Source organism: Pseudotabrizicola sediminis (genome assembly GCF_004745575.1).
Taxonomy (GTDB): Bacteria; Pseudomonadota; Alphaproteobacteria; order Rhodobacterales; family Rhodobacteraceae; genus Pseudotabrizicola; species Pseudotabrizicola sediminis.
The window spans coordinates 180,324-206,822 of the sequence record NZ_RPEM01000007.1; the positions used below are offsets into that span (position 1 = coordinate 180,324).

27 protein-coding genes are annotated in these 26,499 nt (G+C 63.4%); 18 read left to right on the forward strand and 9 right to left on the reverse strand.

Translation table 11 applies throughout. The features are described 5' to 3' along the window. Positions 1-19 precede the first annotated feature (19 nt). The 5 genes from EEB11_RS12000 (at position 20) to EEB11_RS12020 (ending at position 4,810) form a co-directional block, all read left to right on the forward strand. Entirely contained in the window at positions 20-436 is a 417-nt protein-coding gene (locus EEB11_RS12000) for a paraquat-inducible protein A (RefSeq protein WP_435531108.1), read from the forward strand. Positions 437-500: 64 nt separating this feature from the next. Further along, complete coding sequence (radA, locus tag EEB11_RS12005) at positions 501-1,859, forward strand: DNA repair protein RadA (RefSeq protein WP_135431639.1); 1,359 nt, start codon at positions 501-503, stop codon at positions 1,857-1,859. Positions 1,860-1,879: 20 nt separating this feature from the next. Then, positions 1,880-2,482 (forward strand): CvpA family protein, encoded by a 603-nt coding sequence (locus EEB11_RS12010; RefSeq protein WP_135431641.1) that lies wholly within the window; start codon positions 1,880-1,882, stop codon positions 2,480-2,482. 108 nt (positions 2,483-2,590) lie between these two features. After that, positions 2,591-4,054 (forward strand): amidophosphoribosyltransferase, encoded by a 1,464-nt coding sequence (gene purF / locus EEB11_RS12015; RefSeq protein WP_135431643.1) that lies wholly within the window; start codon positions 2,591-2,593, stop codon positions 4,052-4,054. A gap of 99 nt (positions 4,055-4,153) precedes the next feature. Next, complete coding sequence (locus EEB11_RS12020) at positions 4,154-4,810, forward strand: SDR family NAD(P)-dependent oxidoreductase (protein WP_135431645.1); 657 nt, start codon at positions 4,154-4,156, stop codon at positions 4,808-4,810. On the opposite strand, the gene EEB11_RS12025 is transcribed toward EEB11_RS12020, so the two are convergent. From EEB11_RS12025 to EEB11_RS12035, 3 genes are all read right to left on the reverse strand, one after another. Beyond that, positions 4,803-5,906: a cystathionine gamma-lyase gene (locus tag EEB11_RS12025; RefSeq protein WP_354002096.1), complete on the reverse strand. Its 1,104-nt coding sequence runs from the start codon at positions 5,904-5,906 to the stop codon at positions 4,803-4,805. The two genes, EEB11_RS12020 and EEB11_RS12025, sit on opposite strands and share 8 nt — an antisense overlap. Before the next feature lie 192 nt (positions 5,907-6,098). Then, the gene (locus tag EEB11_RS12030; protein ID WP_135431647.1) at positions 6,099-6,710 is read right to left on the reverse strand and encodes a peptidylprolyl isomerase; all 612 of its coding nucleotides are present in this window, start codon (positions 6,708-6,710) and stop codon (positions 6,099-6,101) included. Then, the gene (locus EEB11_RS12035) at positions 6,700-7,209 is read right to left on the reverse strand and encodes a peptidylprolyl isomerase (RefSeq protein ID WP_135431649.1); all 510 of its coding nucleotides are present in this window, start codon (positions 7,207-7,209) and stop codon (positions 6,700-6,702) included. The genes EEB11_RS12030 and EEB11_RS12035 overlap by 11 nt, the downstream gene beginning before the upstream one ends. 139 nt (positions 7,210-7,348) lie before the next feature. On the opposite strand from EEB11_RS12035, the gene EEB11_RS12040 reads away from it, so the two are divergent. The 6 genes from EEB11_RS12040 to EEB11_RS12065 all read left to right on the forward strand — a co-directional run bounded on the left by EEB11_RS12040 (position 7,349) and on the right by EEB11_RS12065 (position 13,792). Further along, entirely contained in the window at positions 7,349-8,539 is a 1,191-nt protein-coding gene (locus EEB11_RS12040) for a phosphoglycerate kinase (RefSeq protein ID WP_135431651.1), read from the forward strand. A 107-nt stretch (positions 8,540-8,646) separates the two neighbouring features. Further along, entirely contained in the window at positions 8,647-9,540 is an 894-nt protein-coding gene (locus tag EEB11_RS12045; protein ID WP_135431653.1) for a fructose bisphosphate aldolase, read from the forward strand. Positions 9,541-9,652: 112 nt separating this feature from the next. Then, on the forward strand, positions 9,653-9,955 hold the full coding sequence (locus EEB11_RS12050; protein ID WP_135431655.1) for an FtsB family cell division protein: 303 nt from the start codon (positions 9,653-9,655) through the stop codon (positions 9,953-9,955). A gap of 137 nt (positions 9,956-10,092) precedes the next feature. Further along, positions 10,093-11,082: a pyruvate dehydrogenase (acetyl-transferring) E1 component subunit alpha gene (gene pdhA, locus EEB11_RS12055; protein ID WP_103333046.1), complete on the forward strand. Its 990-nt coding sequence runs from the start codon at positions 10,093-10,095 to the stop codon at positions 11,080-11,082. A 13-nt stretch (positions 11,083-11,095) separates the two neighbouring features. Further along, positions 11,096-12,475, forward strand: coding sequence for a pyruvate dehydrogenase complex E1 component subunit beta (locus EEB11_RS12060; protein WP_135431657.1), 1,380 nt, complete (start codon positions 11,096-11,098; stop codon positions 12,473-12,475). Positions 12,476-12,487: 12 nt separating this feature from the next. Continuing rightward, the gene (locus EEB11_RS12065; protein WP_135431659.1) at positions 12,488-13,792 is read left to right on the forward strand and encodes a pyruvate dehydrogenase complex dihydrolipoamide acetyltransferase; all 1,305 of its coding nucleotides are present in this window, start codon (positions 12,488-12,490) and stop codon (positions 13,790-13,792) included. Positions 13,793-13,856: 64 nt separating this feature from the next. Here EEB11_RS12065 and cysE read toward each other — a convergent pair whose 3' ends face one another. Further along, complete coding sequence (gene cysE / locus EEB11_RS12070) at positions 13,857-14,675, reverse strand: serine O-acetyltransferase (RefSeq protein ID WP_135431661.1); 819 nt, start codon at positions 14,673-14,675, stop codon at positions 13,857-13,859. 193 nt (positions 14,676-14,868) lie between these two features. Between cysE and EEB11_RS20245 the strand changes: the two genes are divergently transcribed. Beyond that, positions 14,869-15,000, forward strand: coding sequence for a hypothetical protein (locus tag EEB11_RS20245; protein ID WP_280950274.1), 132 nt, complete (start codon positions 14,869-14,871; stop codon positions 14,998-15,000). Then, on the forward strand, positions 14,997-15,155 hold the full coding sequence (gene hemP / locus EEB11_RS12075) for a hemin uptake protein HemP (RefSeq protein ID WP_135431663.1): 159 nt from the start codon (positions 14,997-14,999) through the stop codon (positions 15,153-15,155). The genes EEB11_RS20245 and hemP overlap by 4 nt, the downstream gene beginning before the upstream one ends. Positions 15,156-15,173: 18 nt before the next feature. On the opposite strand, the gene EEB11_RS12080 is transcribed toward hemP, so the two are convergent. From EEB11_RS12080 to EEB11_RS12090, 3 genes are all read right to left on the reverse strand, one after another. After that, positions 15,174-15,806, reverse strand: a complete 633-nt coding sequence (locus EEB11_RS12080) for an alpha/beta hydrolase (protein ID WP_245298884.1) — start codon at positions 15,804-15,806, stop codon at positions 15,174-15,176. Next, on the reverse strand, positions 15,803-16,714 hold the full coding sequence (locus EEB11_RS12085) for a ring-cleaving dioxygenase (RefSeq protein WP_135431665.1): 912 nt from the start codon (positions 16,712-16,714) through the stop codon (positions 15,803-15,805). Before EEB11_RS12085 ends, EEB11_RS12080 begins: the two co-directional genes overlap by 4 nt. A 106-nt stretch (positions 16,715-16,820) precedes the next feature. Then, positions 16,821-17,705 carry a LysR family transcriptional regulator gene (locus EEB11_RS12090; RefSeq protein WP_135431667.1) on the reverse strand — a complete coding sequence of 295 codons (885 nt, stop codon included), beginning with the start codon at positions 17,703-17,705 and terminating at the stop codon, positions 16,821-16,823. A gap of 274 nt (positions 17,706-17,979) precedes the next feature. On the opposite strand from EEB11_RS12090, the gene EEB11_RS12095 reads away from it, so the two are divergent. The 5 genes from EEB11_RS12095 to EEB11_RS12115 all read left to right on the forward strand — a co-directional run bounded on the left by EEB11_RS12095 (position 17,980) and on the right by EEB11_RS12115 (position 25,659). Further along, positions 17,980-19,203, forward strand: a complete 1,224-nt coding sequence (locus tag EEB11_RS12095; RefSeq protein WP_135431669.1) for an acyl-CoA dehydrogenase — start codon at positions 17,980-17,982, stop codon at positions 19,201-19,203. Positions 19,204-19,263: 60 nt separating this feature from the next. Further along, the gene (locus EEB11_RS12100; RefSeq protein WP_135431671.1) at positions 19,264-21,450 is read left to right on the forward strand and encodes a thiamine pyrophosphate-dependent enzyme; all 2,187 of its coding nucleotides are present in this window, start codon (positions 19,264-19,266) and stop codon (positions 21,448-21,450) included. A 105-nt stretch (positions 21,451-21,555) separates the two neighbouring features. Then, entirely contained in the window at positions 21,556-24,501 is a 2,946-nt protein-coding gene (locus EEB11_RS12105) for a methyl-accepting chemotaxis protein (protein WP_135431673.1), read from the forward strand. Continuing rightward, positions 24,491-25,144 carry a CheB methylesterase domain-containing protein gene (locus EEB11_RS12110; protein ID WP_135431675.1) on the forward strand — a complete coding sequence of 218 codons (654 nt, stop codon included), beginning with the start codon at positions 24,491-24,493 and terminating at the stop codon, positions 25,142-25,144. The genes EEB11_RS12105 and EEB11_RS12110 overlap by 11 nt, the downstream gene beginning before the upstream one ends. After that, complete coding sequence (locus tag EEB11_RS12115; protein WP_135431797.1) at positions 25,144-25,659, forward strand: chemotaxis protein CheD; 516 nt, start codon at positions 25,144-25,146, stop codon at positions 25,657-25,659. Before EEB11_RS12110 ends, EEB11_RS12115 begins: the two co-directional genes overlap by 1 nt. 46 nt (positions 25,660-25,705) lie before the next feature. Here EEB11_RS12115 and EEB11_RS12120 read toward each other — a convergent pair whose 3' ends face one another. After that, positions 25,706-26,110: a hypothetical protein gene (locus tag EEB11_RS12120; RefSeq protein ID WP_135431677.1), complete on the reverse strand. Its 405-nt coding sequence runs from the start codon at positions 26,108-26,110 to the stop codon at positions 25,706-25,708. Next, positions 26,110-26,493 (reverse strand): response regulator, encoded by a 384-nt coding sequence (locus tag EEB11_RS12125; protein ID WP_103333032.1) that lies wholly within the window; start codon positions 26,491-26,493, stop codon positions 26,110-26,112. The genes EEB11_RS12120 and EEB11_RS12125 overlap by 1 nt, the downstream gene beginning before the upstream one ends. Positions 26,494-26,499: the final 6 nt, after the last annotated feature.

Consider the following 26,499-nt stretch of genomic DNA (forward strand, 5'->3'; position numbering starts at 1 on the left):
GAGCGCGACCAAGAGCATTATGAAATGGCTTAACCTTGCCCTGCTGGTCCTGTTTCCGGTCTCGTGGTTCGCCCCGCTCTTGCGCGCGGGGCTGCTGCCCCTGTTCGGGCTGGATGAGATTTCGGTCATCACAGGGCTGCAATCGCTCTGGGCCAGCGATGTGGCGCTTGCGCTGCTGGTGACGGTCATGGCGGTGTTTGCGCCGATGGCCAAGACGGCGGGGCTGGCGCTGCTGGACTTCGGCTTGCTGTCGCCCCGCGCCCTGCCTGCGCTGCGGATTTTGGGCAAACTCGCCATGGCAGATGTGTTCCTGATCGCGCTCTATGTCGTGGTGGTCAAGGGCGTCGGGCTGGCGACGGTCGAGGTCGCATGGGGGCTTTATCTGTTCACCGCCTGCATCCTGCTCAGCCTGATCCTGTCGCATCGCGCGCGCTGATGGCCCTTGCCCCTCACCAAGCGCAAGGCTTGAAGCGCCCCCCGCTTCCGCGCTAGGCAAGGCCATGAGCAAATCCTCCCCCAGCTTCACCTGCACCGCCTGTGGCGCTGCCCACAAGAAATGGCAGGGCCGCTGCGACGCCTGCGGCGCATGGAATACCATTGTTGAAGAGGCCCCGTTGTCGGCCGGCCCCAAATCGCTGGGGCACAAGGGCCGCACCATTCCGCTGACCGACCTCGCCACCGAGGAAGACCCGCCGCCCCGCGCCTCATCGGGCATTGACGAGCTGGACCGCGTGCTGGGGGGTGGCCTTGTGCCCGCCTCGGCCATCCTTGTCGGCGGCGACCCCGGCATCGGCAAATCCACCCTTCTGTTGCAGGCCGCTGCAAGTTTCGCCCGCACCGGATTGAAAATCCTGTATATTTCCGGCGAAGAGGCGGCAGCGCAGGTCCGCATGCGCGCCCAGCGTCTGGGCTTGCAGGATGCGCCCGTGGGCCTTGGGGCCGAAACCAACCTGCGCGATATCCTCACCACGCTGGACGCCGAACGCCCGGCGCTTGCCATCATCGATTCGATCCAGACCATGTGGCTGGACACGGTCGAGGCCGCGCCCGGCTCCGTCTCTCAGGTCCGTGCCGCGGCGCATGAGCTGGTGACTTTCGCCAAGAAACGCGGCGTCGCGGTGGTGCTGGTCGGCCATGTCACCAAAGAGGGCCAGATCGCAGGCCCGCGCGTGGTCGAACACATGGTCGATACCGTGCTGTATTTTGAAGGCGAGCGCGGCCACCAGTTCCGAATCCTGCGCGCTGTAAAGAACCGCTTCGGCCCAGCGGATGAAATCGGCGTGTTCGAGATGACCGGAAATGGGTTGGCCCAAGTCACCAACCCCTCAGCCCTGTTCCTGTCGGACCGCGACCGCCCCGCCCCCGGATCAGCGGTCTTTGCGGGCATCGAAGGCACCCGCCCGGTGCTGACAGAAATTCAGGCCCTCGTCGCCCCCTCTACCCTCGGCACGCCCCGGCGCACCGTGGTCGGCCTCGACTCAGGGCGCCTCTCGACGATTCTCGCGGTGCTGGAGGCACGCTGCGGCATCCCCTTCACCGGGCTGGATGTGTTCCTGAACGTGGCCGGGGGCCTGCGCGTCAACGAACCCGCCGCCGATCTGGCGGTGGCAGCGGCGCTGCTTTCCGCGCGCGAGGATGTGGCAATTCCGCCAGACATGGTGCTTTTCGGAGAAATCTCGCTATCGGGTGCACTGCGCCCGGTGGGGCAGACCGAAAACAGGTTGAAAGAGGCCTCGAAACTTGGTTTTCAGCAAGCCACCCTGCCCACGGGGTCGAAAACCGCGGGCGGAACAGATATGCGTCTGCGCGAGATGCCCGATCTGACCGCCTTTGTCGGCGAGATGTTCGGCGCAGGCTGACGCGCACAAAGGAGCGGATGATGGAAGGCTTTACCCTGGTTGATGGCATCGTGGCGGGCGTCATCGTCCTGTCAGCGATCCTTGCCTATTCCCGCGGCCTTGTGCGCGAGGCGATGGCCATCGCGGGCTGGATCGGGGCCGCCGTTCTGGCCTTCATCTTCGCCCCCGCCGCCCAGCCACTGATCCGCGAACTTCCCGTTGTCGGCGAGTTTCTGGGCGACAGCTGCGAATTGTCGATCATCGGGGCCTTCGCCGCCGTCTTTGCCATCGGTCTGGTGATCGCCGCCCTGTTCACACCTTTGTTTTCCAGCTTCGTCCAGCGCTCCGCCATCGGCGGCATCGATCAGGCCTTGGGCTTCCTGTTCGGCGTCGCGCGCGGCGTTGTGCTGGTGGCGGTGGCCTTCATCGTCTACGATCGCGCGGTGGCGGCCAACACCATTCCCATGGTCGACGACTCGCGCTCTGCACGGGTTTTCGCCAGCTTTCAGACCAATATCGACAATTCCATTCCCGAAGATGCGCCGGGCTGGATCGTGCAGCGCTACACCGACCTGACAGCCGCCTGCGCTCTCCCGGCCGCAGCCCCGGCCACCACGCCGCCAGCCGCCCCCACCGGCAACTGACCCGCTGCATTGCAGCAAATTGGCAACGCCATTCTGCTGCAATGCACGTGACACTGGCGTAACCATGCCGTAAAGGGTGGCCCATCACACATAGATGGAGCAGCCCCCATGCGCCCCTTCCTGTCCCACCCCTTCGATGATGACAAGTTGAAGGAGGAATGCGGGATCTTCGGCGTCATCGGCGTCTCGGATGCGGCCAACTTCACCGCCCTTGGCCTGCACGCCCTGCAACATCGCGGGCAAGAGGCGGGCGGCATCGTCGCCTACCACCCCGACCACGGTTTCAACTCCGCCCGCCGCTTCGGCTATGTCCGTGACAACTTCACCAAAGCCGATGTGATGGACACCCTGCCCGGCCAGCTTGCCATCGGCCATGTCCGCTATTCCACTGCCGGGTCCAAGGGGGCCACCGCCATCCGCGACGTACAGCCGTTCTTTGGTGAGTTCTCGATGGGCGGCTGCGCCATTGCGCATAACGGCAACCTTACCAACGCCGCCGCCCTGCGCCGCGAGCTGATCGAGCGTGGTTCGATCTTCCAATCCTCGTCCGACTCCGAATGCATCATCCACCTGATGGCGCGCTCGATTCAGAAGAACCTGTCCGAGCGCATCAAGGACGCGCTGCGCGCCTGCGAAGGCGCCTTTTCGGTCGTCGCCATGACCCGCACCAAGCTGATCGGCGTCCGCGATCCGCTTGGCGTACGCCCGCTGGTCCTCGGCCGCATCGGGGATTCCGGCTGGGCGCTCAGCTCGGAAACCTGCGCGCTCGACATCATCGGTGCCGATTTCGTGCGCGAGATCGACCCCGGCGAGATGGTGGTGATCGAAGGCAACAAGATCGACTCCTCGCGCCCCTTCCACCCCGCCCCCTCGCGCTTTTGCATCTTCGAGAAGGTCTATTTCTCCCGCCCCGACAGCATCCTCGGTGGCCAGTCGGTGTATGAAACCCGCCACCGCATCGGCATGGAACTGGCGATCGAAGCCCCCGTTGACGCCGATCTGGTCTGCCCGGTCCCCGATTCCGGCACCCCCGCCGCCATCGGCTATTCCCAACAGTCGGGCATCCCCTATGCCATGGGCATCATCCGCAACCAATACATGGGCCGCACCTTCATCGAGCCCACCGAATCCATCCGCAACATGGGCGTGCGCCTGAAACTCAACGTCAACCGGGCCCTGATCAAGGGCAAGCGGGTGATCCTGGTCGACGACTCGGTCGTGCGCGGCACCACCAGCCGCAAGATCAAGGACATGATCCTTGATGCCGGTGCAGCAGAGGTCCACTTCCGCATTGCCTCGCCGCCCACCGCCTGGCCCTGCTTTTACGGCGTCGACACGCCCGAACGCGGCAAGCTCCTCGCCGCCACCATGTCCGAGGACGAGATGCGCGATTGGATCGGCGTCGACAGCCTGAAATTCATCTCGCTCGACGGCCTATACCGCGCCGCCGGAGAGGCTGCGGGCCGCGACCCCGCCGCCCCCAAATTCTGCGACGCCTGCTTCTCCGGTGACTACCCCGTCACCCCGTCAGACAAGATCGCCGAAGGGTTCGAGATGAAAGCCGCCGAGTAGACTGCACCTCTGCCTCCTCCCTTCATCTGTTCGTAAATATCCCACGGGGGTGCGGGGGTGTGAAACCCCCGCTCCGACAATAGCCAACAGAGACCGCACATGACCGAAAAACTCGCCCTCATCACCGGTGCCTCGCGCGGCCTTGGCGCGGCTATGGCCGAACAGCTTGCCCTGCGCGGCTGGCATGTGGTGGCGGTCGCGCGCACCGTGGGGGGCCTCGAAGAGCTGGATGACCGGGTCAAGCAGGCCCGCCTGCCCGGCGCGGGCAGCCTGACCCTCGCGCCGATGGATGTGACCAATGAGGACGCGATGCGCCACCTGTGCCGGTCCTTGCATGACCGCTGGGGTGGCTTGCAGTTCTGGGCGCATACGGCGGTGCATGCCACCGCACTTGCGCCGGCACCTTCCATCGACATGAAGGATCTGGATAAATCCATCGCCGCAAACCTGCGCGCCACGGCTTTCCTCATCACCATGGTCGATCCGCTGCTGCGCGCCAAAACCGGCACGGCGATGTTTTTCGACGATCCGGTGGCAGGCCAGAAATTCGGCGCGGCTTACGGGGCCAGCAAGGCCGGGCAGATCGCGCTTGCGCGCAACTGGCAGGCCGAAGCACAGCGCATCGGCCCGCGCGTGCTGGTGGAGACCCCGCGCCCGATGCCTACGGCTGTGCGCGCGCGCTTCTACCCCGGCGAGGACCGCGCGCCCCTCACCGCCCCGCGTGACGAGGCGGCGCGGCTGATCGCACTTATCTGAGCGCCTCTGCCATGGCGCTCCACAGCGCCTCCACCGGCTCCACCCCGATCGACAGGCGGACAAAGCCTTCGGGCACCTTGTCGCCCCAACGCGCCCGGCGTTCCCCCGCCGAATGGGTGCCGCCAAAGCTGGTGGACCGCACCAGATAAAGGCAGCGTTCCAGAAACCGTTCGGCCACGGTGGCGTTTTCAAGCGTCATGCCGATCAGGAATCCAAACCCCTGCATCTGGTGCGCGGACAGCGCATAGGACGGGTCCTGCGGCAGCCCCGGATAGCGCAGCGCCTGCACCGCGTCATGCTCCGCCAGTCGCCCGGCAATCACGGCGGCAGATGCGCACATCCGCTCCAACCGCACCTCCAGCGTTTCCAGCCCCCGGTGCACCAGCCAAGCCTCCATGCTGCCGGGCACCGACCCCGACAGCCGCCGCCAGTCGCGCACCCGCGCCATGCGGGTCGCATCGCGCCCGGACACATGCCCGAACAACGCATCGGAATGCCCCGCCGGGGCCTTGGTATCGGCGGCGACCACCAGATCGGCCCCAAGGTCCAGCGGGCGTTGGAGCAGCGGGGTCATCGTGGTGTTGTCCACGATCACAATGGCCCCCGCCGCATGGGCGCGGGCGCAGACATCGGCAATGTCCACCACATCCAGACCGGGGTTTGACGGGGTTTCAAGGTACACCACCGCCGCCCCGGTGAAATCGGCCGATGCATAGTCCAGCGTCGGGATCTGCACCACGTCAACACCCAGAGGCGTCAGGAACCCTTCGGACAACACCCGCGTCACGTAATACCCATCCGATGGCAGGATCACCCGCTCGCCCGCGCGCAGACTGGCAAACAGCGCCGCTGAAATCGCCCCCATCCCGCTGGGGAAGGTCACCGTTTCGGCATCCTCCAGCAGTGCCAGCTGCGCCTCCACCGCCTCCCAGGTCGGCGTGCCGTTGCGGCCATAAATAAAGGCCGCGCCCTGCACCTCTGGCAGGTGATAGCTGGTGGATGTGGTCAGCGGCAGCGACACCGGATCGCCCTTTTGCAACCCCGCAGAGCGGTGATGAAGCATCTGCGCCAGACGGCGCTGCATGTCGGTGTCCACTGGAAAAGCCCCTTTGTTGATCGGGGCGGATCATCGGGCAGCCTGTTGGGAAAGACAAGCGGCCCGCGCGACCCGGTGCGGGCCAACCGTTAAAAATTCATGAAATCGAAATCTCAAGCCCTTGATAATCCACAAGAGCGGGGTGTGTAACACAGGGGAAACCCCGTGTTACACCAAAGCACCGACGGGCCTTTACTGCGCGACGGTCACACGTTCCATCCGGTCGGGGTCGGACACTTCACCATTGCCGCCATCGCCCTTCTTGATGGCATCAACGACCTCCATGCCTTCGATCACCCGGCCCACAACCGTATACTGGCCGTTCAGAAACTCGCCGGGGGCGAACATGATGAAGAACTGGCTGTTGGCCGAATCCGGACTCTGGCTGCGGGCCATGCCGACCACGCCGCGTTCAAAGCTGAGGTCGGAAAACTCCGCCGGAAGGTCTGGGCGCGACGACCCGCCCATCCCCGCCATCGACAGATCGCCACCGGCCTTGCCGTTCTCCACGTCGCCGGTCTGCGCCATGAAGCCATCAATGACGCGGTGGAACACCACGCCGTCATAGGCCCCTTCGGCCGCCAGCGCCGTGATCTGCGCCACATGCTGTGGAGCCACGTCCGGCAGCATGTCGATCACGATCTGCCCGCTGGTGCTGCCTGCAACCTCGATCACCAGGTTCGGCCCCGGTCCGTCTTCGGCCTGCGCCATCACCGGCGTTGCCATCTGGCTGACGGCATAGCCGCCGACAACCGCAAGGCCCAGGGCGAAGAGCCCGCCCGCGATGAAACGATCACGCGACATCGGCAGCCACCCGCACGGTGATCATCCGGTCAGGGTTCGCCGGCGGCTCACCCTTGGCGATCTTGTCCACATGTTCCATGCCAGAGATCACCCGGCCATAGACCGTGTACTGGTTGTTCAGGAAATGATTGTCGGCAAAGTTGATGAAGAACTGGCTGTTGGCCGAATTCGGGCTCTGGCTGCGGGCCGCGCCCAAAGTGCCCCGGTCATGCGGCAGTTTGGAAAACTCCGCCGGCAGGTCCGGCAGATCAGACCCGCCCGTGCCAGCCCGGCGCAGATTGAAATTGGCCTCCATGTTGCCATTGGCCACATCACCAGTCTGCGCCATGAAGCCGTTGATGACGCGGTGGAAGCACACGTTGTCATAGGCTTTCGCACGGGCAAGCTCTTTCATCCGCGCGGTATGCTTGGGGGCCACGTCGGCCAGCAGTTCGATCACCACTTCGCCGTCTTTCAGGGTCAGGATGATGGTGTTTTCGGGGTCTTTGATCTCGGCCATCGGATTTGGCTCCTTGCTGTTGTCTGGCCCGGAACCTAATCGCCGGGGCCGCATATGGAAAGGGGGGCGTGCGCAGATCGGTTGACCTGCGCGGCTTTCCGGCGGAAACAGGGGGCGACATTTCGACAGGGAGTCCCACATGGGCTGGAAAACACTCGACGACATCGGTCTTGCGGGCAAGACGGTGCTGGTCCGCGTTGACATCAACGTGCCGATGGAGGCCGGTCGCGTGACCGACACCACCCGGATCGACAAAATCCGGCCCACGGTCGAGGATATTATCGCGCGCGGTGGCCGGGTGGTTCTGCTGGCGCATTTCGACCGGCCCAAGGGCAAGGTGGTGCCGGGGATGAGCCTGTCGCACATCGCGGGCGCGCTGCAGGAAAGCCTTGGCCGCAAGGTGGTGTTCAGCGCCGAGAGCACCGGTGCTGTGGCGGCAGAGGCCATCGCCGGTGCTGGTCCGGCCGATGTGGTGCTGCTGGAAAATACCCGCTTTCACCCCGGTGAGGAAAAGAACGATCCGGCCTTTGCGGCTGAATTGGCGGCCTTGGGTGATATCTTTGTCAATGACGCGTTTTCGGCTGCGCATCGCGCCCATGCTTCGACCGAGGCGCTTGCCCGCCTGCTGCCTTCGGCAGCGGGCCGGTTGATGGAGGCGGAACTGAAGGCGCTGGAAGCAGCCCTTGGCACGCCGAAACGCCCGGTCGTGGCGGTGGTCGGCGGGGCCAAGGTTTCGACCAAGCTGGACCTGTTGGGCAATCTGGTGAGCAAGGTCGATCATCTGGTGATCGGCGGCGGCATGGCGAACACCTTTCTGGTGGCGCAAGGGATCGAAGTTGGAAAATCGCTGGCCGAGCGCGACATGGCCGAAACTGCATTGGAGATTCTGGAAAAGGCAAAGGCTGCAGGCTGCACCATCCACCTGCCGGTGGATGTGGTGGTGGCGCGGGAGTTCAAGGCCGATGCCGCGCATGATGTGGTGGCGGCCGATGCCTGCCCTGACGACGCGATGATCCTTGACGCCGGGCCGATGAGTGTGGCGGCCATTGTGAAGGTGTTCGAGGCGTCCGAAACCCTGATCTGGAACGGCCCGCTGGGTGCGTTCGAGCTGAAACCATTCGATGCGGCCACCAATGCAGCGGCGAAATCGGCGGCGGCGCTGACGCGTGAGGGCAAGCTGATCTCGGTGGCGGGCGGCGGTGATACGGTCTCGGCGCTTAATCAGGCCGGGGCGGCGGAGGATTTTACCTTCATCTCCACCGCAGGCGGGGCTTTCCTTGAGTGGATGGAGGGCAAGGCCTTGCCCGGTGTGGCGGCGCTGATGTCGTGAACGGCGCCGTTTCTGACCGGAGTTCAAGCTGTTAGCGCCACCATGATTGCGGGACGTATGGCTTGCGGCTATCCAAAGCCCAATGGCGTTTTCAAAGGATCATTGACATGACATTCGCGCAGGCTGCTGACCAGATCGGCAAGGGAAACGGGTTTATCGCCGCACTGGACCAGTCCGGGGGGTCAACGCCAAAGGCGCTGAAGCTGTACGGCGTGGCCGAGGACGCTTATTCTGGCGAGGCGGCGATGTATGACATGATCCACGCCATGCGGTCGCGCATCATCAAATCGCCTGCGTTCACCGGCGACAAGGTGGTGGGGGCCATCCTGTTCGAACAGACCATGGACCGCGACATCGACGGCATCCCGACCGCCGAGTTCCTGTGGGACAAGCGCGGCGTGGTGCCTTTCCTGAAGATCGACAAAGGGCTGGAGGCGGAAGCCGACGGCGTGCAACTGATGAAACCGATGCCGGGGCTCGATGCGCTTCTGGCACGCGCCAAGGGGCTGGGCGTGTTTGGCACCAAGGAACGGTCGGTGGTGAATGCCGCCAATGCCAAGGGAATCGCGGCCATCGTGACGCAGCAGTTTGCTGTGGGCGATCAGGTTGCGGCAGCAGGCATGATGCCGATCCTCGAGCCGGAGGTGACAATTTCCATCGCCGACAAGCCGGAGGCCGAGGCGATGCTGCAAGACGAAATCCTGAAACACCTCGACGCCCTGCCGGCGGATCGCAAGGTGATGCTGAAACTGTCGCTGCCGTCGGTAGACAATTTCTATGCGCCGTTGGTCGATCATCCGCGCGTGCTGAAAGTCGTCGCCCTGTCCGGTGGCCACAGCCGCGAGGCCGCCAATGCCATTCTGGCGCGCAACCATGGCATCATCGCCAGCTTCAGCCGGGCGCTGACCGAAGGCCTGTCGGCGCAGCAATCTGACGCCGATTTCGACGCCGCACTTGGCAACGCCATTGCCAGCATCCACGCGGCATCGGTCGCGGGCTGATTGCGCTTGCGGCAAACGTGATCGGAATTCCCCTCTTGGGGGATTCCTTTTGCGAATCAGATGTGCCATGTCTGAGGCAAGGCCGGAAAACACGGCCTGAAGGGGCAGAGACATGACGGCACAGGGCACCCGCCTGCCGATTGGCGGCATTCTTTATCTGTTGATGGCCTTCATGTTGGGGGCCTATTTCACCTTTGCCGCCGTGCAGGGCGATTACGGGGTGTTGCGTCAGGTGCAGATCCGCGCCGAGGCCGAGGTGCTGCGGGTGGAACGGGACCGTCTGTATCAGGATCTGGCCAAGATCAGCAACCTGACCGCGCGCCTGTCGGACCGCTATCTGGATGTCGATCTGCTTGATGAACAGGTGCGCGATGTGCTGGGTTACGTGCGCGCCGATGAAATCGTGATCCGCTGATTTAAGGACTGATCCTCAGACACGCCCAGCCCAGCGCGCCGTTCGGCGCGCATTTTTTGTTTTGCCCAACAAAACCCGATAGGCTATGGATGGTTTAACACTAAACTATCCTAGCCACTGACGGGAGGGTGCCGCATATGGCCGCCAAGAAACCAGCCGAGAGGCCGAACGCCTCGAAGGAAGAGTTGCTGAAATACTACCGCGAGATGCTGTTGATCCGCCGGTTCGAAGAAAAGGCCGGTCAACTGTATGGCATGGGCCTGATCGGCGGATTCTGCCACCTGTACATCGGGCAAGAGGCGGTTGTGGTCGGGCTGGAAGCGGCGGCCAAAGAGGGTGACAAGCGCGTCACCAGCTACCGCGACCACGGCCACATGCTGGCCTGCGGCATGGACCCCAAGGGTGTCATGGCCGAACTGACCGGGCGCATCGGCGGCTATTCCAAGGGCAAGGGCGGCTCGATGCACATGTTCTCGAAAGAGAAGCATTTCTACGGCGGCCACGGCATCGTGGGGGCGCAGGTGCCTCTGGGCGCTGGTCTGGCCTTTGCCGACAAGTATCTGGGCAATGACAACGTGACCTTCACCTATTTCGGCGATGGCGCGGCCAACCAAGGCCAGGTCTATGAGACCTACAACATGGCCGAGCTGTGGAACCTGCCGGTGATTTTCGTGATCGAAAACAACGGCTACGCCATGGGCACGTCGGTCAAACGCTCCACCAAGTCACCATCGCTGTGGGAACGCGGTGCGGCTTATGGCATCAAGGGCGAAGCCGTGGATGGCATGGATGTGCTGGCCGTGAAGGCGGCCGGCGAAAAGGCGGTTGCCGCCTGCCGCGCGGGCCAAGGCCCCTATATCCTTGAGATGATGACCTATCGCTACCGCGGCCACTCGATGTCCGACCCGGCCAAATACCGGACCCGCGAAGAGGTGGAGAAAATGCGCAGTGAAAAGGATGCCATCGAGCACGTGCGCGACCTGCTGCTGCAAGGCGGCCTTGCCAGCGACGAAGACCTGAAGGCCATCGACAAAGAGATCAAGGCGCAGGTCAACGAGTCCGCCGAATTTGCCAAAGACAGCCCAGAGCCTCCGGTTGAGGAACTCTGGACCGACATCTACGCCTGAGGGGGAACACGACATGGCAACCGAAGTACTGATGCCCGCGCTTTCCCCGACGATGGAAGAAGGCACTCTGGCCAAATGGCTGGTGAAAGAAGGCGATGCGGTGAAATCAGGCCAGATTCTGGCCGAGATCGAAACCGACAAGGCCACGATGGAGTTTGAGGCAACCGATGAAGGGATCATCGGCAAGCTCTTGATCGCCGAAGGCACAGCCGGTGTGAAGGTGAACACGCCGATTGCGATCATGGTGGAAGACGGTGAAACCGTCAGCGACTCGCCCGCGCCGAAGGTGGCAGAGGCTGTGGCCCCCGCTGCCGAAGCTCCGGCTTCGGTGCCTGCAAAAGCGGCAGATCCGGCACCCGCGCCGGTGGTGGCCGCAAAGGGCTGGCCGCACACCGACCTGCCCGAAGGCCCGACCAAGACCATGACCGTCCGTGAAGCCCTGCGCGAAGCGATGGCCGAAGAAATGCGCCGTGATCCCAACGTCTTCCTGATGGGGGAAGAGGTCGGCGAATATCAGGGGGCCTACAAGATTTCCCAGGGGTTGCTGGATGAATTCGGTGCCAAGCGCGTGGTCGATACCCCGATCACTGAACACGGCTTTGCCGGCATCGCGGTCGGTGCCAGCTGGGGCGGCTTGCGCCCGATTGTCGAATTCATGACCTTCAATTTCGCCATGCAGGCGATTGACCATATCATCAACTCTGCCGCTAAGACGCTGTACATGTCGGGCGGCCAGATGGGCAGCCCGATGGTGTTTCGTGGCCCGAACGGGGCCGCCGCCCGCGTGGGCGCGCAGCACTCTCAGGACTACGCGGCCTGGTATGCCGCCATTCCGGGCCTGCGTGTCTGCATGCCCTATTCCGCCGCCGATGCCAAAGGCCTGCTGAAATCGGCCATCCGCGATCCGAACCCTGTGATCTTCCTTGAGAATGAAATTCTGTACGGTCGCAGCTTTGATGTGCCGACCGACCCAGATTTCACCATTCCGTTCGGCAAGGCGTCGATCATCCGTGAGGGCCGCGACGTGACCATCGTCAGCTTCGGCATCGGTGTGGCGCATTCGCTGCTTGCCGCCGAGGTTCTGGCAAAGGACGGGATCGAGGCCGAGATCATCAACCTGCGCACCCTGCGCCCGATTGATTACGACACGGTGCTGGCATCGGTGCAGAAGACCAACCGCTGCATCACGGTCGAGGAAGGCTTCCCTGTGGGGTCGATCGGCGACCACATGGCATCGACGATCATGCAGCGCGCGTTCGACTATCTGGATGCCCCCGTCATCACCTGCACCGGCAAGGATGTGCCGATGCCTTATGCCGCGAACCTTGAAAAGTTTGCGCTGATCACCCCGGCGGAAATCGCTGCCGCGGCGAAATCTGTCTGCTACCGGTAAGGAGGGCGCAACATGGCAACCGAAATTCTGATGCCCGCGCTGTCCCCGACGATGGAAGAGGGCACGCTGGCCAAATGGCTGGTGAAAGAGGGCGATGTGGTGAAATCCGGCCAGATCCTGGCCGAGATCGAAACCGATAAGGCGACGATGGAGTTCGAGGCCACGGATGAGGGCACCATCGGCAAGCTGCTGGTGGCCGAAGGCACGGCGGGGGTGAAGGTAAACGCCGCCATCGCCGTGCTGCTGGAAGAGGGAGAGGATGCCTCTGCCACCGTAGCGGCACCATCTGCGGCCAAACCGGCAGAGGCTGCCCCGGCAGCGGCTCCCGCCGCTGCGGCACCGGCCGCCGCTGCAGCACCGGCTCCCGCTCCGGCCTCGGGCGCGCGGGTCTTCGCCTCACCGCTGGCGCGGCGGATCGCCAAGGAAAAGGGTCTGGACCTGAGCGCGGTCCAGGGCTCTGGCCCGCATGGCCGCATCGTGCGCGCCGATGTCGAAGGCGTGCAGGCGGCCCCCAAAGCCGCCACCGCGGCCCCTGCCCCGGCAGCGGCCCCTGCGGCAGTCCCGGCCAAGGGTGCAATGCCTACCGGCCCGTCGACGGAAACCGTGCTGAAAATGTACGCTGACCGCGAGTTCACCGAAGTGGCGCTGGACGGCATGCGCCGCACCATCGCCGCCCGGCTGACCGAGGCCAAGCAGACCATCCCGCATTTCTACCTGCGCCGCGAGGTGCAGCTGGATGCGCTGATGGAGTTCCGGGCCACGCTGAACAAATCGCTCGAATCGCGCGGGGTGAAGCTGTCGGTCAATGACTTCATCATCAAGGCCTGCGCGCAGGCGCTGCAAGCTGTGCCAGACTGCAACGCAGTCTGGGCCGGTGACCGGATCCTGAAGCTGAAACCATCGGATGTGGCGGTTGCGGTTGCGATTGAGGGCGGGTTGTTCACCCCGGTTCTGCGCGATGCCGACAAGAAGTCGCTCTCGGCCCTGTCCGCCGAGATGAAGGATCTGGCCGGACGGGCCAAGACCAAAAAGCTGGCCCCGCATGAATATCAGGGCGGCAGTTTTGCGATCTCGAACCTCGGGATGATGGGGATCGACAACTTCGATGCCGTCATCAACCCGCCGCACGGCTCGATTCTTGCGGTCGGTGCCGGAGTGAAAAAGCCGGTGGTCAAGGCGGATGGCACGATTGGCGTTGCCACCGTCATGTCGATGACCCTGTCGGTCGATCACCGGGTGATCGATGGCGCGCTTGGGGCCGCTTTCCTGAAAGCGGTGATCGAGGCGCTGGAAAACCCGATGACCATGCTGGCCTGACGATGTCGCAACAAAAAGCCCCCGGATGCTGCTGCATCCGGGGGCTTTTTCATGTGCGCCATCGTCAACCGCAGTCGAGGCAGCCCGTCAGATTGTGATCCATCGACACCGAAGGCTGCGAGCACCCTGCTTCACCGACGATCTTGGCGGGAACACCGGCAACCGTCTTGTTGCGCGGAATATCCTGCAGCACCACCGAGCCTGCGGCGATGCGCGAGCAGTCACCGACAGATATATTGCCCAGAACTTTCGCGCCTGCGCCAATCAGCACGCCATTGCCGATTTTGGGGTGGCGGTCGCCATCCTCTTTCCCGGTGCCGCCCAGGGTGACCGAATGCAGCATTGACACATTGTCGCCCACAACAGCCGTTTCGCCGATGACGATGGAATGGGCATGGTCGATCATGATGCCGCGCCCGACCTTTGCCGCCGGGTGGATGTCGACGCCAAACACCTCACTCACCCGCATCTGGACGAAATAGGCCAGATCGCGCCGCCCATGGGTCCAGAGCCAGTGGCCAATGCGGTAGGCTTGCACCGCCTGATATCCCTTGAAGAACAGGATCGGTTGCAGATAGCGGTGGCAGGCCGGGTCGCGGTCGACAACCGCCATAAGGTCAGCCCGCGCGGCAGCCCCAAGATCGGGGTCATCGCGGTAGGCCTGATCGGCAATCTCACGCAGAATCTGTTCACCCATTTCGGGCGAGGCGAGCTTGAACGAAAAACGGTAGGCCAGCGCCTGTTCCATCGTCGGGTGGTGCAGCAAGGACGAATGGATCAACCCGCCGAGCAGCGGGTCATCCTTGATCGCCATCTCGGCCTCATCACACACCCGGGTCCAGACCGGATCAAGGGGCGACAGTTTCAGTTTGCGCTCGGCCATGGCACGATCCTTTTCGCGGTGTCAGGTTGGAATGTAGCAGGTTGGGACCCGGTTCAACAGCCGATTTGAAAAATCTTCGGGACGAGGCTTTACATTTCAAAGTATTTTAGTAAGGTATTCAAACAGCCAGTCCGGACGGGCCAGCCATGACCATGATCGCAAAGATTGATCCCTGTCCGAAGGAAGCCCCATCATGACACCACACCTTGCCCAAAAAGCCCCGGTTGCGCCGGATCTTGCTGAACTTCTGCGCCAGTCTCTGGCCGGTTTTGTGCCCAACGATCTGATCGGCACGATGCTTGACCGGCTGGAGGGACGCGCATGAACGCGATGACAGATCTGACCCGAATTGCCGAGGCGATCCCGCTGCATGACGCCACGGTCCTGACCGAAGGCGGGCGCGAGGCGCGTATCTTGTTGAACGGCATGGTCTATTCTCTGCGCATCACGCGGCAGGGCAAGCTGATTTTGACAAAGTAAAAGGGGCAGGTTGGCCCCTTAGCCGTTCAGATGCCTGCGCAGAGCGGCAATGTCTTCGCGCATCACGGCATGACCGGCACCGGGATAGATCTGCAGCTTCACCGCCGCCCCCATGCGGCGCAGGGCAGCGGCGCTGTCCTCGGCGCGTTTCAGCGGGATATGCGGGTCACGCTGATGCACCGACAGCCAGACCTGCCCCTCTCGCTGGCCGGTGTATTCCAGCTGCTTGCCTGTATGGCCGGAAAGCGCCGGATCAGTATCACCCTGATCCGCCAATCCGACCAGCCCGCCGGAAAAGGCGAACACGCCTGCAAGCCCCGCGCCCTCACGGGCATAAGCCTCCAGCGCAAGGCACGCCCCTTGGCTGAACCCGCACAGCCAGATCGACGCGCGGGCAAGGCCCGCCTGTTCCAGCCGCGCCACGCCTGCCGAAACCTCGGCCAGCCCACGCTGCACAAAGGGCTGCATCTGGGCGGCAGGGGCCAGAAAACTGCTGGGCCACCAGCTGTTTCCCGGTGCCTCTGGCGCAACGGCGGCCACGCCCGGCAAGGCGGCGTGGTCAAGCAGCGACAGGATATCCGCCGCCGACCCGCCACGCCCGTGCAGCATGACCAGCCCCTGTGCGGCGCCGATCGGCAGATGCGCGATCACGCGCGCACCCGCAGAGGCGGCAGCACCCGTTCGATCCGCGCGCGCATGGGTTCGTATTGCGGCGGCAGTTTCAGCTGTTGGCCCAGACTGTCCGCAGGCTCATCAATCGCGAACCCCGGCGGGTCGGTAGCAATCTCGAACAGCACCCCGCCCGGTTCCCGGAAGTAGATGGCATTGAAATACTGCCGGTCGGTCACAGGGGTGGTCCGGTGACCGGCACGGGCCAGCCGTTCCATCCAGTCCAGCTGTTCCGCATCATCGCGCGCGCGAAAGGCCACATGGTGGATGGTGCCCGCGCCCTGCCGCCCGGGTTGCGCCCCGGCAACCCGGATCACATCCAGAACCCGTCCACGCTCAGCCCCCGGCACGATCAGCCGGTGGCGCTCGGTGGTGCCATCCTGTTCGGTGCCGACGTGCTGATAGCCGAACACATCGGTCAGCAGGCGCAGTGTCCGCTCCGGATCGCGCTCCCACAGGGTAACGGAGTGGAACCCATGCATATCCGTTGCCTCGGTGCTCTCGATCAGCTCGACCGGCGCGCCATCCGGGTCGCGCAGGGTGACGAACCGTTCACCGAAGCGCAACCCGGCACCGGCGGAGGTGTGTCCCGCCACGGCGAGGTCATCGGTAATCCGGTCAAACTGAGCCGTCGGGATGGCATAGGCATAGGCCGAGGCCATGCCCGGCCCTGCCCGCCCCGGACCGGAATCGGCAAAGGGAAAAAAGGTCAGAATGGTGCCGGGGCTGCCGGCCCCGTCGCCGTAGTACAGATGATAGGTGCCGGGATCATCAAAGTTGACGGTCTTCTTGACCAGCTTCTGGCCAAGCGTTCCGGTAAAGAAATCGACATTGGGTTGCGGTGCGCCAGAAATGGCAGTGACGTGGTGAAGTCCGGGAATGGTGGTCATCTTGGCCTCCTGTTGCCCCGACGCGGGGCTTGGGGAATATATTAGCCCGAAGGCGTCTTCAGATAAGCCAGATTTAAACACGGAGTCTGTGCGCAATTGCACAAGTTCACCCGATCTGACACGCAATCCATTCCCGAAAGGCAAGCAGCGGCGGGCGCGGGGGCACATCCTTTGGCCAGACCAGATAATAGCTGCCCAAACCATGCCCGCGCGCGGGCCATACGGGCACCAGCCTGCCCTCTTGCAGCGCGTCGCTGATCAGGAACAGCGGCAACAGGGCAACGCCCATGCCGTGAATTGCCGCCTGTGTCATGGTGGCGAACTGATCGAACACCATCCCCACGGGGCGTTGTCCCGGCACACGTTGTTGCGCCAGATAGCGCCCCCAGGCTCCGGGGCGGCTTTCCAGTTGCAGCAGGGGCAGGGTCAACAGCGCCTCGACCGCCGCAACAGGTTCGGCCATGACCGACGGGGCGCAGACCGGCAGCACCTCTTCCTCCAGCAAAAGCAAATGGTCGGCCCCAGGCCAGTCGGCACGTCCGAAATGGATGGCGGCGTCAAACCCCTCAGCGGCAAAATCGAACGGGCGCAGCCGGGTGGACAGGTTAACCGTCACCCCGGGGTGCCTGCGGGCAAAGTCCGGCAAGCGGGGTGCCAGCCATTGCACCCCGAACGCCGGCAGGATCGCCAGCGACAACCCGCCGCCACCCGGATTGGCGCGCAGCCGCAACGATGCCTGCGACAGCGCCGTCAGATGCACCCGCACATGCCGCACATAATCCTGTGCCGCCGGTGTCAGCCGCAGCCGCTGCCGTTCCCGGATGAACAGCGCCACGCCCAACTGCCCCTCCAGCCCCTGCAGCGCCCGACTGACCGCCCCTTGGGTCAGCGACAGCTCTGCCGCCGCCGCAGATGCGGTGCCAAGCCGGTCCACCGCCTCCAGCGCCAGAAGGGCAGGCATTGACGGCAACAGACGACGCGGGCCGATCATGCGTTTTCCTCATGAACCAGTGACAATGCTTCGATAGCATTCGTTGCCGATCTGAGCAATAAGAGGCGCACTGCCCCGGCAGGCTGTCTAGAAATTGCAGCTTTCAAAACTGCTCCGGGGTTAGCCAATTGATTTCGCCATTGGTCCGAGAGACCAGCTGGCGTGGAGGGCAGCGCCCCAGAAAGCGTTGCAGCACACCACCGGGTCATGCACAAACCCAATACCTTTCGCCCCACCGCAACCCGTGCCACACTGCCCCGAACCGGAGGATGCCATGAGCCTTGATACCCCGAAGCTGAAAGCCAAAGATGCCCCTGAACTGGGCCGGTTCGACTGGGAAGATCCCTTCCGCCTGAATGATCAGCTGTCCGAGGAAGAGCGCATGCTGCGCGACGCCGCCCGGTCTTACGCGCAGGAAAAGCTGCAGCCGCGGGTGATCAAAGCCTATCGCGAAGAATCCACCGACCCCGAGATCTTCCGCGAGATGGGGGAGATGGGCCTGTTGGGCGTCACTGTGCCCGAGGAATATGGCGGGCTGGGGGCCTCTTACGTTGCTTACGGCCTCGTGGCGCGCGAGGTGGAGCGGGTGGATTCCGGTTATCGCAGCATGATGAGCGTCCAGTCGAGCCTGGTGATGTACCCGATCTATGCCTACGGAACCGAAGCGCAGCGGCAGAAGTATCTGCCAAAACTGGCCAGCGGCGCGTGGATCGGCTGCTTTGGCCTTACCGAACCTGATGCCGGGTCTGATCCTGCGGGCATGAAGACCGTGGCAAAGAAAACCGCCAACGGCTACGTGCTCAATGGCGCCAAGATGTGGATTTCGAACGCGCCGATTGCCGATGTATTTGTGGTCTGGGCCAAGTCCGAGGCGCATGGCGGCAAGATCAAGGGCTTTGTGCTGGACCGCGGTACCAAGGGTCTGAGCGCGCCAAAGGTCGGCGGCAAGCTGTCGCTGCGGGCCAGCATCACCGGCGAGATCGTGATGAAGGATGTGGAGGTCGGCGAGGATGCCCTGCTGCCCCACGTCGAGGGGCTGAAAGGCCCGTTCGGCTGCCTCAACCGCGCGCGCTATGGTATCGCGTGGGGGGTGATGGGTTCGGCCGAGTTCTGTATGCATGCCGCGCGCAGCTATGGTCTGGACCGCAAGCAATTCGGCAAGCCGCTGGCGCAGACCCAGCTGTTTCAGCTGAAGCTGGCCAATATGATGACCGAGATCAGTCTTGGCCTGCAGGGCTGTCTGCAGGTCGGGCGGCTTCTGGATCAGGCCAATGCCGCGCCCGAGATGATCTCGATCATCAAGCGCAACAACTGCGGCAAGGCGCTGGACGCCGCCCGCTGGGCGCGCGACATGCACGGCGGCAACGGCATTCAGGAAGATTACCAGATCATGCGCCACATGGTGAACCTTGAGACGGTCAACACCTATGAGGGCACGCATGATGTGCATGCCCTGATCCTGGGCCGCGCCATCACCGGGTTGCAGGCGTTTTTCTGACCCCACCCCTCGTTACACACTGCGCCCCAAGGGCGTGACACGCTGATACCTGGGAAAAGCATGGACCGCGCTGACATCGTACACGACAATTTCCTGCGGCGGGTCGCGGCGGGCGATCTGCCTACGGGCCGCGCACCACAGGGGCCACTTTCGCCAGATCAGGCCAGGATTGCGTACCGCGCGGCCTGCCTCAGCCGGGCGCTGGACCGGCAGGCGCGGGTGATGCAGCGGGCGGGTCAGGGGTTCTACACCATCGGCTCGTCCGGGCATGAGGGCATGGCCGCCGTCGCCCTTGGCCTGCGCGCAGGCGACATGGCGCTGCTGCATTACCGCGACGCCGCCTTTCAGATTGCCCGCGCGCTGACCGTGCCGGGGCAAGACCCGGTGTGGGACATGCTGCTGTCCTTCGCAGCCTCCAGCGATGACCCGATTTCCGGCGGGCGACACAAGGTGCTTGGCAGCCGTGCGCTGATGATCCCCCCGCAAACCTCGACCATCGCCAGCCATCTGCCGAAAGCGGTGGGTGCAGCCTATTCGCTCGGGTTGATGCGCAAACACCGGCCCGAGCATGCTATCATGGACCCGGAGTCTGTAGTGATGTGCAGCTTCGGCGATGCCTCGCTGAACCATTCGACGGCGCAAGGGGCCCTGAACGCCGCCGGTTGGGCGGCGTGGCAGGGCGCGCCGCTGCCGCTGTTGTTTGTCTGCGAAGACAATGGCATCGGCATTTCCACCAAATCCCCACCCGGCTGGGTGGAGGCTGTGCTGCGCGCCCGCCCGGGCCTCGCCTATCACGCGGCAGACGGGCTGGACCTGTACGATACCTATGCCGTCACCAAGGCGGTCGCAGACACCATCCGCCGCACGAAAAAGCCTGCCATCCTGCACCTGCGCACCGTGCGGCTTTACGGTCATGCCGGGGCCGATGTGCCAACCACCTACCTGCCCCGCGCCGAGGTCGAGTCGGATGAGGCGAACGACCCGCTGCTGCACGCGGTGCGTCTGCTGGATCAGGCCGGGGTGATGACGCCGGATCAAGCCCTGTCCCTGTATCAATCGGCCAATGATGAGGTGGTACGGCGCGCAGAGGAGGCCATCCTGCGTCCCCGGCTGCACACCGCAGCGCAGGTGATGGCCAGCATCACTCCGCCCTCGCGCCTGCGCGCGCCCCGCAACGGCCCTAGCCCCGAGGCCAGAGTGGAGGCGTTTGGCAATGACGTGAAAGCCATGGCCGACCCCCAACCGATGAGCCGCCTGATCAACTGGGCGCTGACAGACCTGATGCTCGACCGGCCCGAGACGGTGCTGATGGGCGAGGACGTGGGCCGCAAGGGCGGGGTTTATGGGGTTACGCAAAAGCTGCAGGCGCGCTTTGGCAGCCAGCGGGTGATCGACACGCTGCTGGATGAACAATCCATCCTTGGCCTGGCCATCGGGATGGGGCAGAACGGGTTCGTGCCGATCCCCGAAATCCAGTTCCTCGCCTATCTCCACAATGCAGAAGACCAGATCCGGGGCGAAGCCGCCACCCTGCCGTTCTTTTCCAACGGTCAGTTCACCAACCCGATGGTGCTGCGGATCGCCGGTCTGGGCTATCAAAAGGGGTTTGGCGGGCATTTCCACAATGACAATTCGCTGTCAGTTCTGCGCGACATTCCCGGCCTGATCGTCGCCTGCCCGTCGCGCGGCGACGAGGCGGTCTTGATGCTGCGCGAATGCGCGCGCCTTGCCGCCGAAGAGCAGCGCGTGGTGGTGTTTGTCGAACCCATAGCCCTTTACCCCGCGCGCGATCTGCATGCCCCCGGCGACGGGCTGTGGATGCAGACCTATCCCGCACCCGGCCAGCGTCTGACATTTGGCGAAGTCGGGGTGGATGGGGACAGCACAGAGCTTGCCATCGTGACCTATGGCAATGGCGTGATGCTGTCGCATCAGGCCCGCAAGATCCTGATGGCAGAAGGAGTGTCGTGCAGGATCATTGACCTGCGGTGGATTTCCCCCCTGCCCGAAGCGGCGCTGCTGGCAGCGGTGCAGGGGGCGAGGCGCATTCTTGTGGTGGATGAGTGCCGCCGGTCGGGCAACCTCTCCGAGGCGGTGATGACCCTGCTGGCCGGCCACCCCTCTTTGATTCGGGTGACGGCGGAAGACAGTTTCATCGCCACCGGCCCGGCCTATGCGGCGACCCTGCCCTCGGCCAGCCAGATCGCCAAGGCGGCCCTGCAGCTCTTCTCTCCGGATAATCGTTAGAAGTTTCGGCGTTAGGGAAGGCTTAGGAGGCCATAGGCCACTCTGCCCGACAGCGGGACCCTGCATCAGCCGGATGCAGGGGTCTTGTCTGGCCGGAGTGACCACATGAAAAGAACCCGTCTCACGATCCTTCTTCCGGCAGTTTTTTTCCTGTCAATGCTGGCGCTTCTGGCAGGCTACGCCAGCTTTGTCCTGACCGACATGCGCAAGGCCCTGATCACTCAGGCCATCACAGGGATGGAGGCGGCGACGGCACGGGCTGCGCAACGGGTCGATACGTGGTTTGACGCGGCCGGGCGGACCGTCAGTTCGGTGGCCGATACCAGACAGACCCGTGACAGTATCCAGCAGCTGTCGGTCACACTGCGCGCCGCAGAGCCCGACGCCGCGGGTTTTCTCAAACGCGCCTATACAGATCCGAACCGCGCATCAGGCACCGCTCGCGACACCTTCGACTACAGGATGGACCGCAGCGCCTACGGCCAGACCCATGCCAAAGTACACGATTATTACCGCAGCCTGCGCCGCGAACATGGATTCTACGACGTATACCTTTTTGATGCCGAGGGAACGCTGGTATATTCAGCAACTAAAGCGGGCGACCTTGGCCTGAATGCGCTGAGCGGTGATCTGGCCAATACGCCGCTCGGCGCGGCCTTCCGCCGCGCATCGGATGCAGCGCGGCCAAGTCTCGTGTTCGAGGATTTGGCCCCCTATGCCTATGCCGACGGGGCGCCCGCCGGGTTTCTGGCCCATGTCGTGGTCGACAGTGCCGGACGCAAGATCGGTGTCCTGGCGATCCAGATTCCGTCCGACCTGCTGGCCGGGCTGGTCAGCAATGATGGTCAGGATGCTGAGACCTACCGGTTCACGTTGCTTGGCACCAATGGCACTTACTGGATGAAGCGCGGGGACGAGCTTGTGCAAGGTCGGCAGCCCCCTCAAACCCCACAGATCTTGGCGGCACAGCGTGGCGAGACCGGGGTGATGGAAAGCACCGCCGACAGTTCCGGAGAAACCGTGCTCGCAGCATACCGGCCCGTCTCCGCTTTTGGCGCAGGTTGGGCCGTGATAACCGAATTCGAAGAGGCGCGGGTCGCGGCCCCGGTCAGACAGGCCAGCTTGCGCACGCTGCTGGCTCTGGGAGTGCTTGGGCTTGCCGCGCTCGGTGTCGGACTGGCCATTGGCCACTGGATCGCACGACCGCTGTCTCTCTTGACCCAAGCAACCTTGTCGATGATGGCACGCGAACCTGTGGCAATCCGCTTTCTGAACCGCCGGGATGAAGTCGGCGAACTGGCCCGCGGGCTGGAAGTCTTTCGCCAGGATCAGGCCGCCGCCGATGCCAACCGGGTGGAAATGCTGTTCAAAGGCAAGGCCTTTGCCACAACCAGCATAGCGATGATGATCGCGGATGCCCAAGGCACGCTGCTTTACATCAATGACGCCCTGATCTCGCTGTTTCGCGACAACCTCACCGATCTTCAGGCCCGCTTCCCCGGCATTGACCCGGACCGGCTGATCGGGCGCAATATTTCGGTGTTCCATGGCAATCATGCCGCCAACATGTCCATGTTGACAAACCCGGCTGCAAGGATGGACTCGGACATCCAGATAGGGGGACAGGTGTTTGCCCTGTCGGTCTCTGCGGTCGAGGAAGATGACGGCTCGCGGGCAGGGTATGTGGTGGCCTGGGAAAACGTGCGTGACCGGCGGCGCTCCGACGCGATCATTGCCGCTGTCAATTCGGTCCAGACCGTGCTGGAAATCGGGTTGGATGGCCATATTCTCAGCATGAATGATGTGGGGCTAACCACCTATCAATACGACCGCAACGCGCTCATCGGTCAGCATCTCGGCCAGCTGTTCAAGGCAGGGAGGCGACAGGCCGAGGATGTGTTGAGCCGCACGATCGCGCAGGGTCACCTTACAGAATTCCACCACAGGGTTGCGCGCGATGGCAGCGACCGCTTCGTGATCTGCAATCTGAACGTCATTCGTAACCGGCGCGGCGAAGCGCAGCGGGTTGTCGCCATCTGCACGGATCAGACCGCAGAAACCCAGTTCCGCACCGCAACCGAACGGTCGACACAGGCCCGTGCCGTCGAACAGCAAAACGTGGTCGAAGCGCTGCGGGATGCGCTGGGTGCCTTGGCGCAAGGTGATCTGACAGCGCGGATAGATACAGACTTTCCGCCTGATTACGAAAGCCTGCGGCTGAACTGCAATCAGGCTGCCCAAAGCCTGTCCGACACCTTGTCGCGCGTGGCCGAGGTTGCGGCCTCGATCCTTGGTGGTGCCGACACCATTTCCAGCGCTGCAGCCGACCTGTCGCGCCGCACCGAAAGCCAGGCGGCAACGTTGGAGCAAACGGCTGCCGCGCTGGACACGCTGACCACCAATGTGCGCTCTGCCACCGAAGGCACGCTGAAAGCCGGCACCAAGGTTAAATCGGCACATGACGAAGCGCATAACAACGGCGGTGTGGTGCGGCAGGCGATCGGGGCTATGGCCGCCATCGAACAGTCGTCACACCAGATTTCAAAGATTATTTCGGTTATTGACGACATTGCCTTTCAGACCAACCTTCTGGCGCTCAACGCCGGGGTAGAGGCGGCGCGGGCGGGCGAGGCTGGACGAGGCTTTGCCGTCGTCGCGGCCGAAGTGCGGGCCCTGGCGCAACGCTCATCCGAGGCCGCCAAAGAGATCAAAACCCTGATCTCGACCTCTGAAGCCCAGGTAGGCACCGGGGCCGAGCTGGTCGGCCACAGCGGTCGCGCGGTCGAGGCGATTGTCTCCGACGTGGCAGAAATCAGCTCGATCGTTCAGGAAATTTCGCAGGCCGCGCAAGATCAGTCCAGCAGCCTGGTGGAAATCAACGCCGCGGTTGCAGTTCTTGACAAGGTGACCCAGCAAAATGCCGTCATGGTTGAAGAATCCACAGCGGCCAGTGCTCTTTTGAAGCAGGAGGCCGATGAGCTTTCTGACCTTCTGTCCAGTTTTAACCTGAATGGCACCCCGTCGCGCCGGGAGGTAATGCGTGCTGCCTGATCCGTCCAGTGCAAATGGTCCTACGGGAAACACCCGCAACAGCGGCGGTCGCATCATCGTCATTGGCGCGTCGACCGGGGGGGTCGAAGCGCTTTACACGCTGCTGTCAGAGTTTCCCAGTGATTGCCCGCCCACCTTCGTGGTGCAACATATGCGCCCGGGGTTTGTCGAAGGCTTTGTCGCCGGGCTGAACCGTGTCTGCGCTGCCGACGTCGTTCAGGCGCAGGACCGACAATTGCTGCGCCAGGGCCAGATTTACATCGCGCCCGCCGGCAACATGCATCTGTGCCTGGCCGCAACCCCGGTCGTGTCGATACGGCTGACAGAGGCCCCACCGGTGCACGGGCACCGCCCGGCGGTTGACCCGCTGTTCCTGTCAGCTGCCCAACTGCGCCCTGCCCCGGTTGCCGCTCTGCTGACCGGAATGGGACGCGATGGGGCAGAAGGGCTGCTGCAGATCCGCCGTGCCGGGGGGCATACCATTGCCCAGGATCAGGCAAGTTCGGTCGTCTACGGAATGCCCGGTGCCGCGCGCGAACTCGGGGCTGCCCATCAGATCCTCCCGCTTTCCGCAATCGCCGCCGCCCTCCTGCGGCTGTCGGGTCAGACCGGGCCACACATTTCAAACAGGGGGATCAGTTGATGCAGACCGGCGAACGGCTTAGGATTGTCATTCAAGGCGAATACATCATCTCATCCGACCCTCAGGATGTGCTGTCCACCATCCTGGGGTCCTGTGTCGCCGCCTTCCTGCGCGACCCAGTGGCGGGCGTAGGTGGCTTGAACCATTTCCTATTGCCCGGAAATGACCCGAATGACCGCAACGCCATGAAATATGGGCTCAACGCCATGGAATTGCTGATCAACAGCCTGATCAGCAGCGGCGCGCGGCGTGACCGGCTTGAAGGCAAGCTGTTTGGCGGCGGGCGTATGGTTCCCGGGCTGACTGATATCGGTGCCGCGAACGGGCGCTTTGCGGAAGATTTCCTGCGACGGGAAAACATTCGCTACCTTGGCGGCAGCCTGGGCGGTGACCATGGGCGCAAGATCCGCGTCTGGCCGGTGTCTGGCCAGGTGCAGCAGATGAAGATGCCGACGACAGCGGTGAAAGAGGTGGCAGTGGTGCCTGTTCCGCGTACCGAAATTGTGCTGTTTTGACGACCGGCACCGTTACAAAACGGTGCCGGCACACAGTCGGAGCCGATCAGAACAGGACGATCTGTGGCGTGGTCGCCAGCTGCTGCCCATGGCGCAAAGCATGGGTCAAGGTCTGCAAACGCGGCAGGTCTACCAGCACATCGATGTGCTGGTCAGGCTCATCGGGCAGCCGCGATGCGATCCCGACCAAGATATCAGACAAGCCTGTCAGTTCCTGGATCATCAGATCCAGCGATTGCAGGCGAGACCTGTTGGTTCCTTTCAGATCTGCCACGACAGTGCCATCAATGCCATCTGTGCAAAGCATCACAGCTTCGATCGCCCGCAGGGTTTCGGTAATGCGCAGCAGATGCTTTCCACTGCGCAGCACCGCGAGCCGTCCGCTCAGGGCAGAACTCTCGCTGGCAAAGACCGGATTGATCTCTGGCTCAATGCCGGTTGGATCAGACATCAAATGGGGCCTACCACCTTTTCAATGCAGTCACGCATCCCCTCTCGGGTGAAGGGCTTTGTGATCATGTTATTCATGCCAAGGGCCCGCCCCTTGGCAACGACCGTGGCATCGGCCCGGCCTGTCACGAGGATGAATCCAAGCCGCTCAATCCCCCGGGTGCGCCGGATTCCTTCCAGCAGGCCCAGCCCGTCAAGGCCGGGCATATGATAATCTGAAATGACCAGATGAACCGGCTTTTGCACCAGCGAGCGCAAGGCCTCATCCCCGTCAGCGCAGGTGCGATACCCCTCGATCTGCATCCAGTCCAGCGCCTGTGTAATCAGACCGCGACTGACCGCCGTGTCATCGACCACCATCACTTTCAGATCTTCCCGCTTCATTTGAGC

Coding starts and splice junctions, on each gene's coding strand:
- EEB11_RS12010 (WP_135431641.1), top strand. CDS start 1,880: ATGGAAGGCTTTACCCTGGTTGATGGCATCGTGGCGGGCGTCATCGTC.
- EEB11_RS20245 (WP_280950274.1), top strand. CDS start 14,869: ATGACACCACACCTTGCCCAAAAAGCCCCGGTTGCGCCGGATCTTGCT.
- EEB11_RS12020 (WP_135431645.1), top strand. CDS start 4,154: ATGACCGAAAAACTCGCCCTCATCACCGGTGCCTCGCGCGGCCTTGGC.
- EEB11_RS12115 (WP_135431797.1), top strand. CDS start 25,144: ATGCAGACCGGCGAACGGCTTAGGATTGTCATTCAAGGCGAATACATC.
- EEB11_RS12040 (WP_135431651.1), top strand. CDS start 7,349: ATGGGCTGGAAAACACTCGACGACATCGGTCTTGCGGGCAAGACGGTG.
- EEB11_RS12050 (WP_135431655.1), top strand. CDS start 9,653: ATGACGGCACAGGGCACCCGCCTGCCGATTGGCGGCATTCTTTATCTG.
- EEB11_RS12120 (WP_135431677.1), bottom strand. CDS start 26,110: ATGTCTGATCCAACCGGCATTGAGCCAGAGATCAATCCGGTCTTTGCC.
- EEB11_RS12000 (WP_435531108.1), top strand. CDS start 20: ATGAAATGGCTTAACCTTGCCCTGCTGGTCCTGTTTCCGGTCTCGTGG.
- pdhA (WP_103333046.1), top strand. CDS start 10,093: ATGGCCGCCAAGAAACCAGCCGAGAGGCCGAACGCCTCGAAGGAAGAG.
- radA (WP_135431639.1), top strand. CDS start 501: ATGAGCAAATCCTCCCCCAGCTTCACCTGCACCGCCTGTGGCGCTGCC.
- EEB11_RS12045 (WP_135431653.1), top strand. CDS start 8,647: ATGACATTCGCGCAGGCTGCTGACCAGATCGGCAAGGGAAACGGGTTT.
- EEB11_RS12035 (WP_135431649.1), bottom strand. CDS start 7,209: ATGGCCGAGATCAAAGACCCCGAAAACACCATCATCCTGACCCTGAAA.
- EEB11_RS12125 (WP_103333032.1), bottom strand. CDS start 26,493: ATGAAGCGGGAAGATCTGAAAGTGATGGTGGTCGATGACACGGCGGTC.
- cysE (WP_135431661.1), bottom strand. CDS start 14,675: ATGGCCGAGCGCAAACTGAAACTGTCGCCCCTTGATCCGGTCTGGACC.
- EEB11_RS12065 (WP_135431659.1), top strand. CDS start 12,488: ATGGCAACCGAAATTCTGATGCCCGCGCTGTCCCCGACGATGGAAGAG.
- EEB11_RS12095 (WP_135431669.1), top strand. CDS start 17,980: ATGAGCCTTGATACCCCGAAGCTGAAAGCCAAAGATGCCCCTGAACTG.
- hemP (WP_135431663.1), top strand. CDS start 14,997: ATGAACGCGATGACAGATCTGACCCGAATTGCCGAGGCGATCCCGCTG.
- purF (WP_135431643.1), top strand. CDS start 2,591: ATGCGCCCCTTCCTGTCCCACCCCTTCGATGATGACAAGTTGAAGGAG.
- EEB11_RS12030 (WP_135431647.1), bottom strand. CDS start 6,710: ATGTCGCGTGATCGTTTCATCGCGGGCGGGCTCTTCGCCCTGGGCCTT.
- EEB11_RS12085 (WP_135431665.1), bottom strand. CDS start 16,714: ATGACCACCATTCCCGGACTTCACCACGTCACTGCCATTTCTGGCGCA.
- EEB11_RS12105 (WP_135431673.1), top strand. CDS start 21,556: ATGAAAAGAACCCGTCTCACGATCCTTCTTCCGGCAGTTTTTTTCCTG.
- EEB11_RS12090 (WP_135431667.1), bottom strand. CDS start 17,705: ATGATCGGCCCGCGTCGTCTGTTGCCGTCAATGCCTGCCCTTCTGGCG.
- EEB11_RS12100 (WP_135431671.1), top strand. CDS start 19,264: ATGGACCGCGCTGACATCGTACACGACAATTTCCTGCGGCGGGTCGCG.
- EEB11_RS12060 (WP_135431657.1), top strand. CDS start 11,096: ATGGCAACCGAAGTACTGATGCCCGCGCTTTCCCCGACGATGGAAGAA.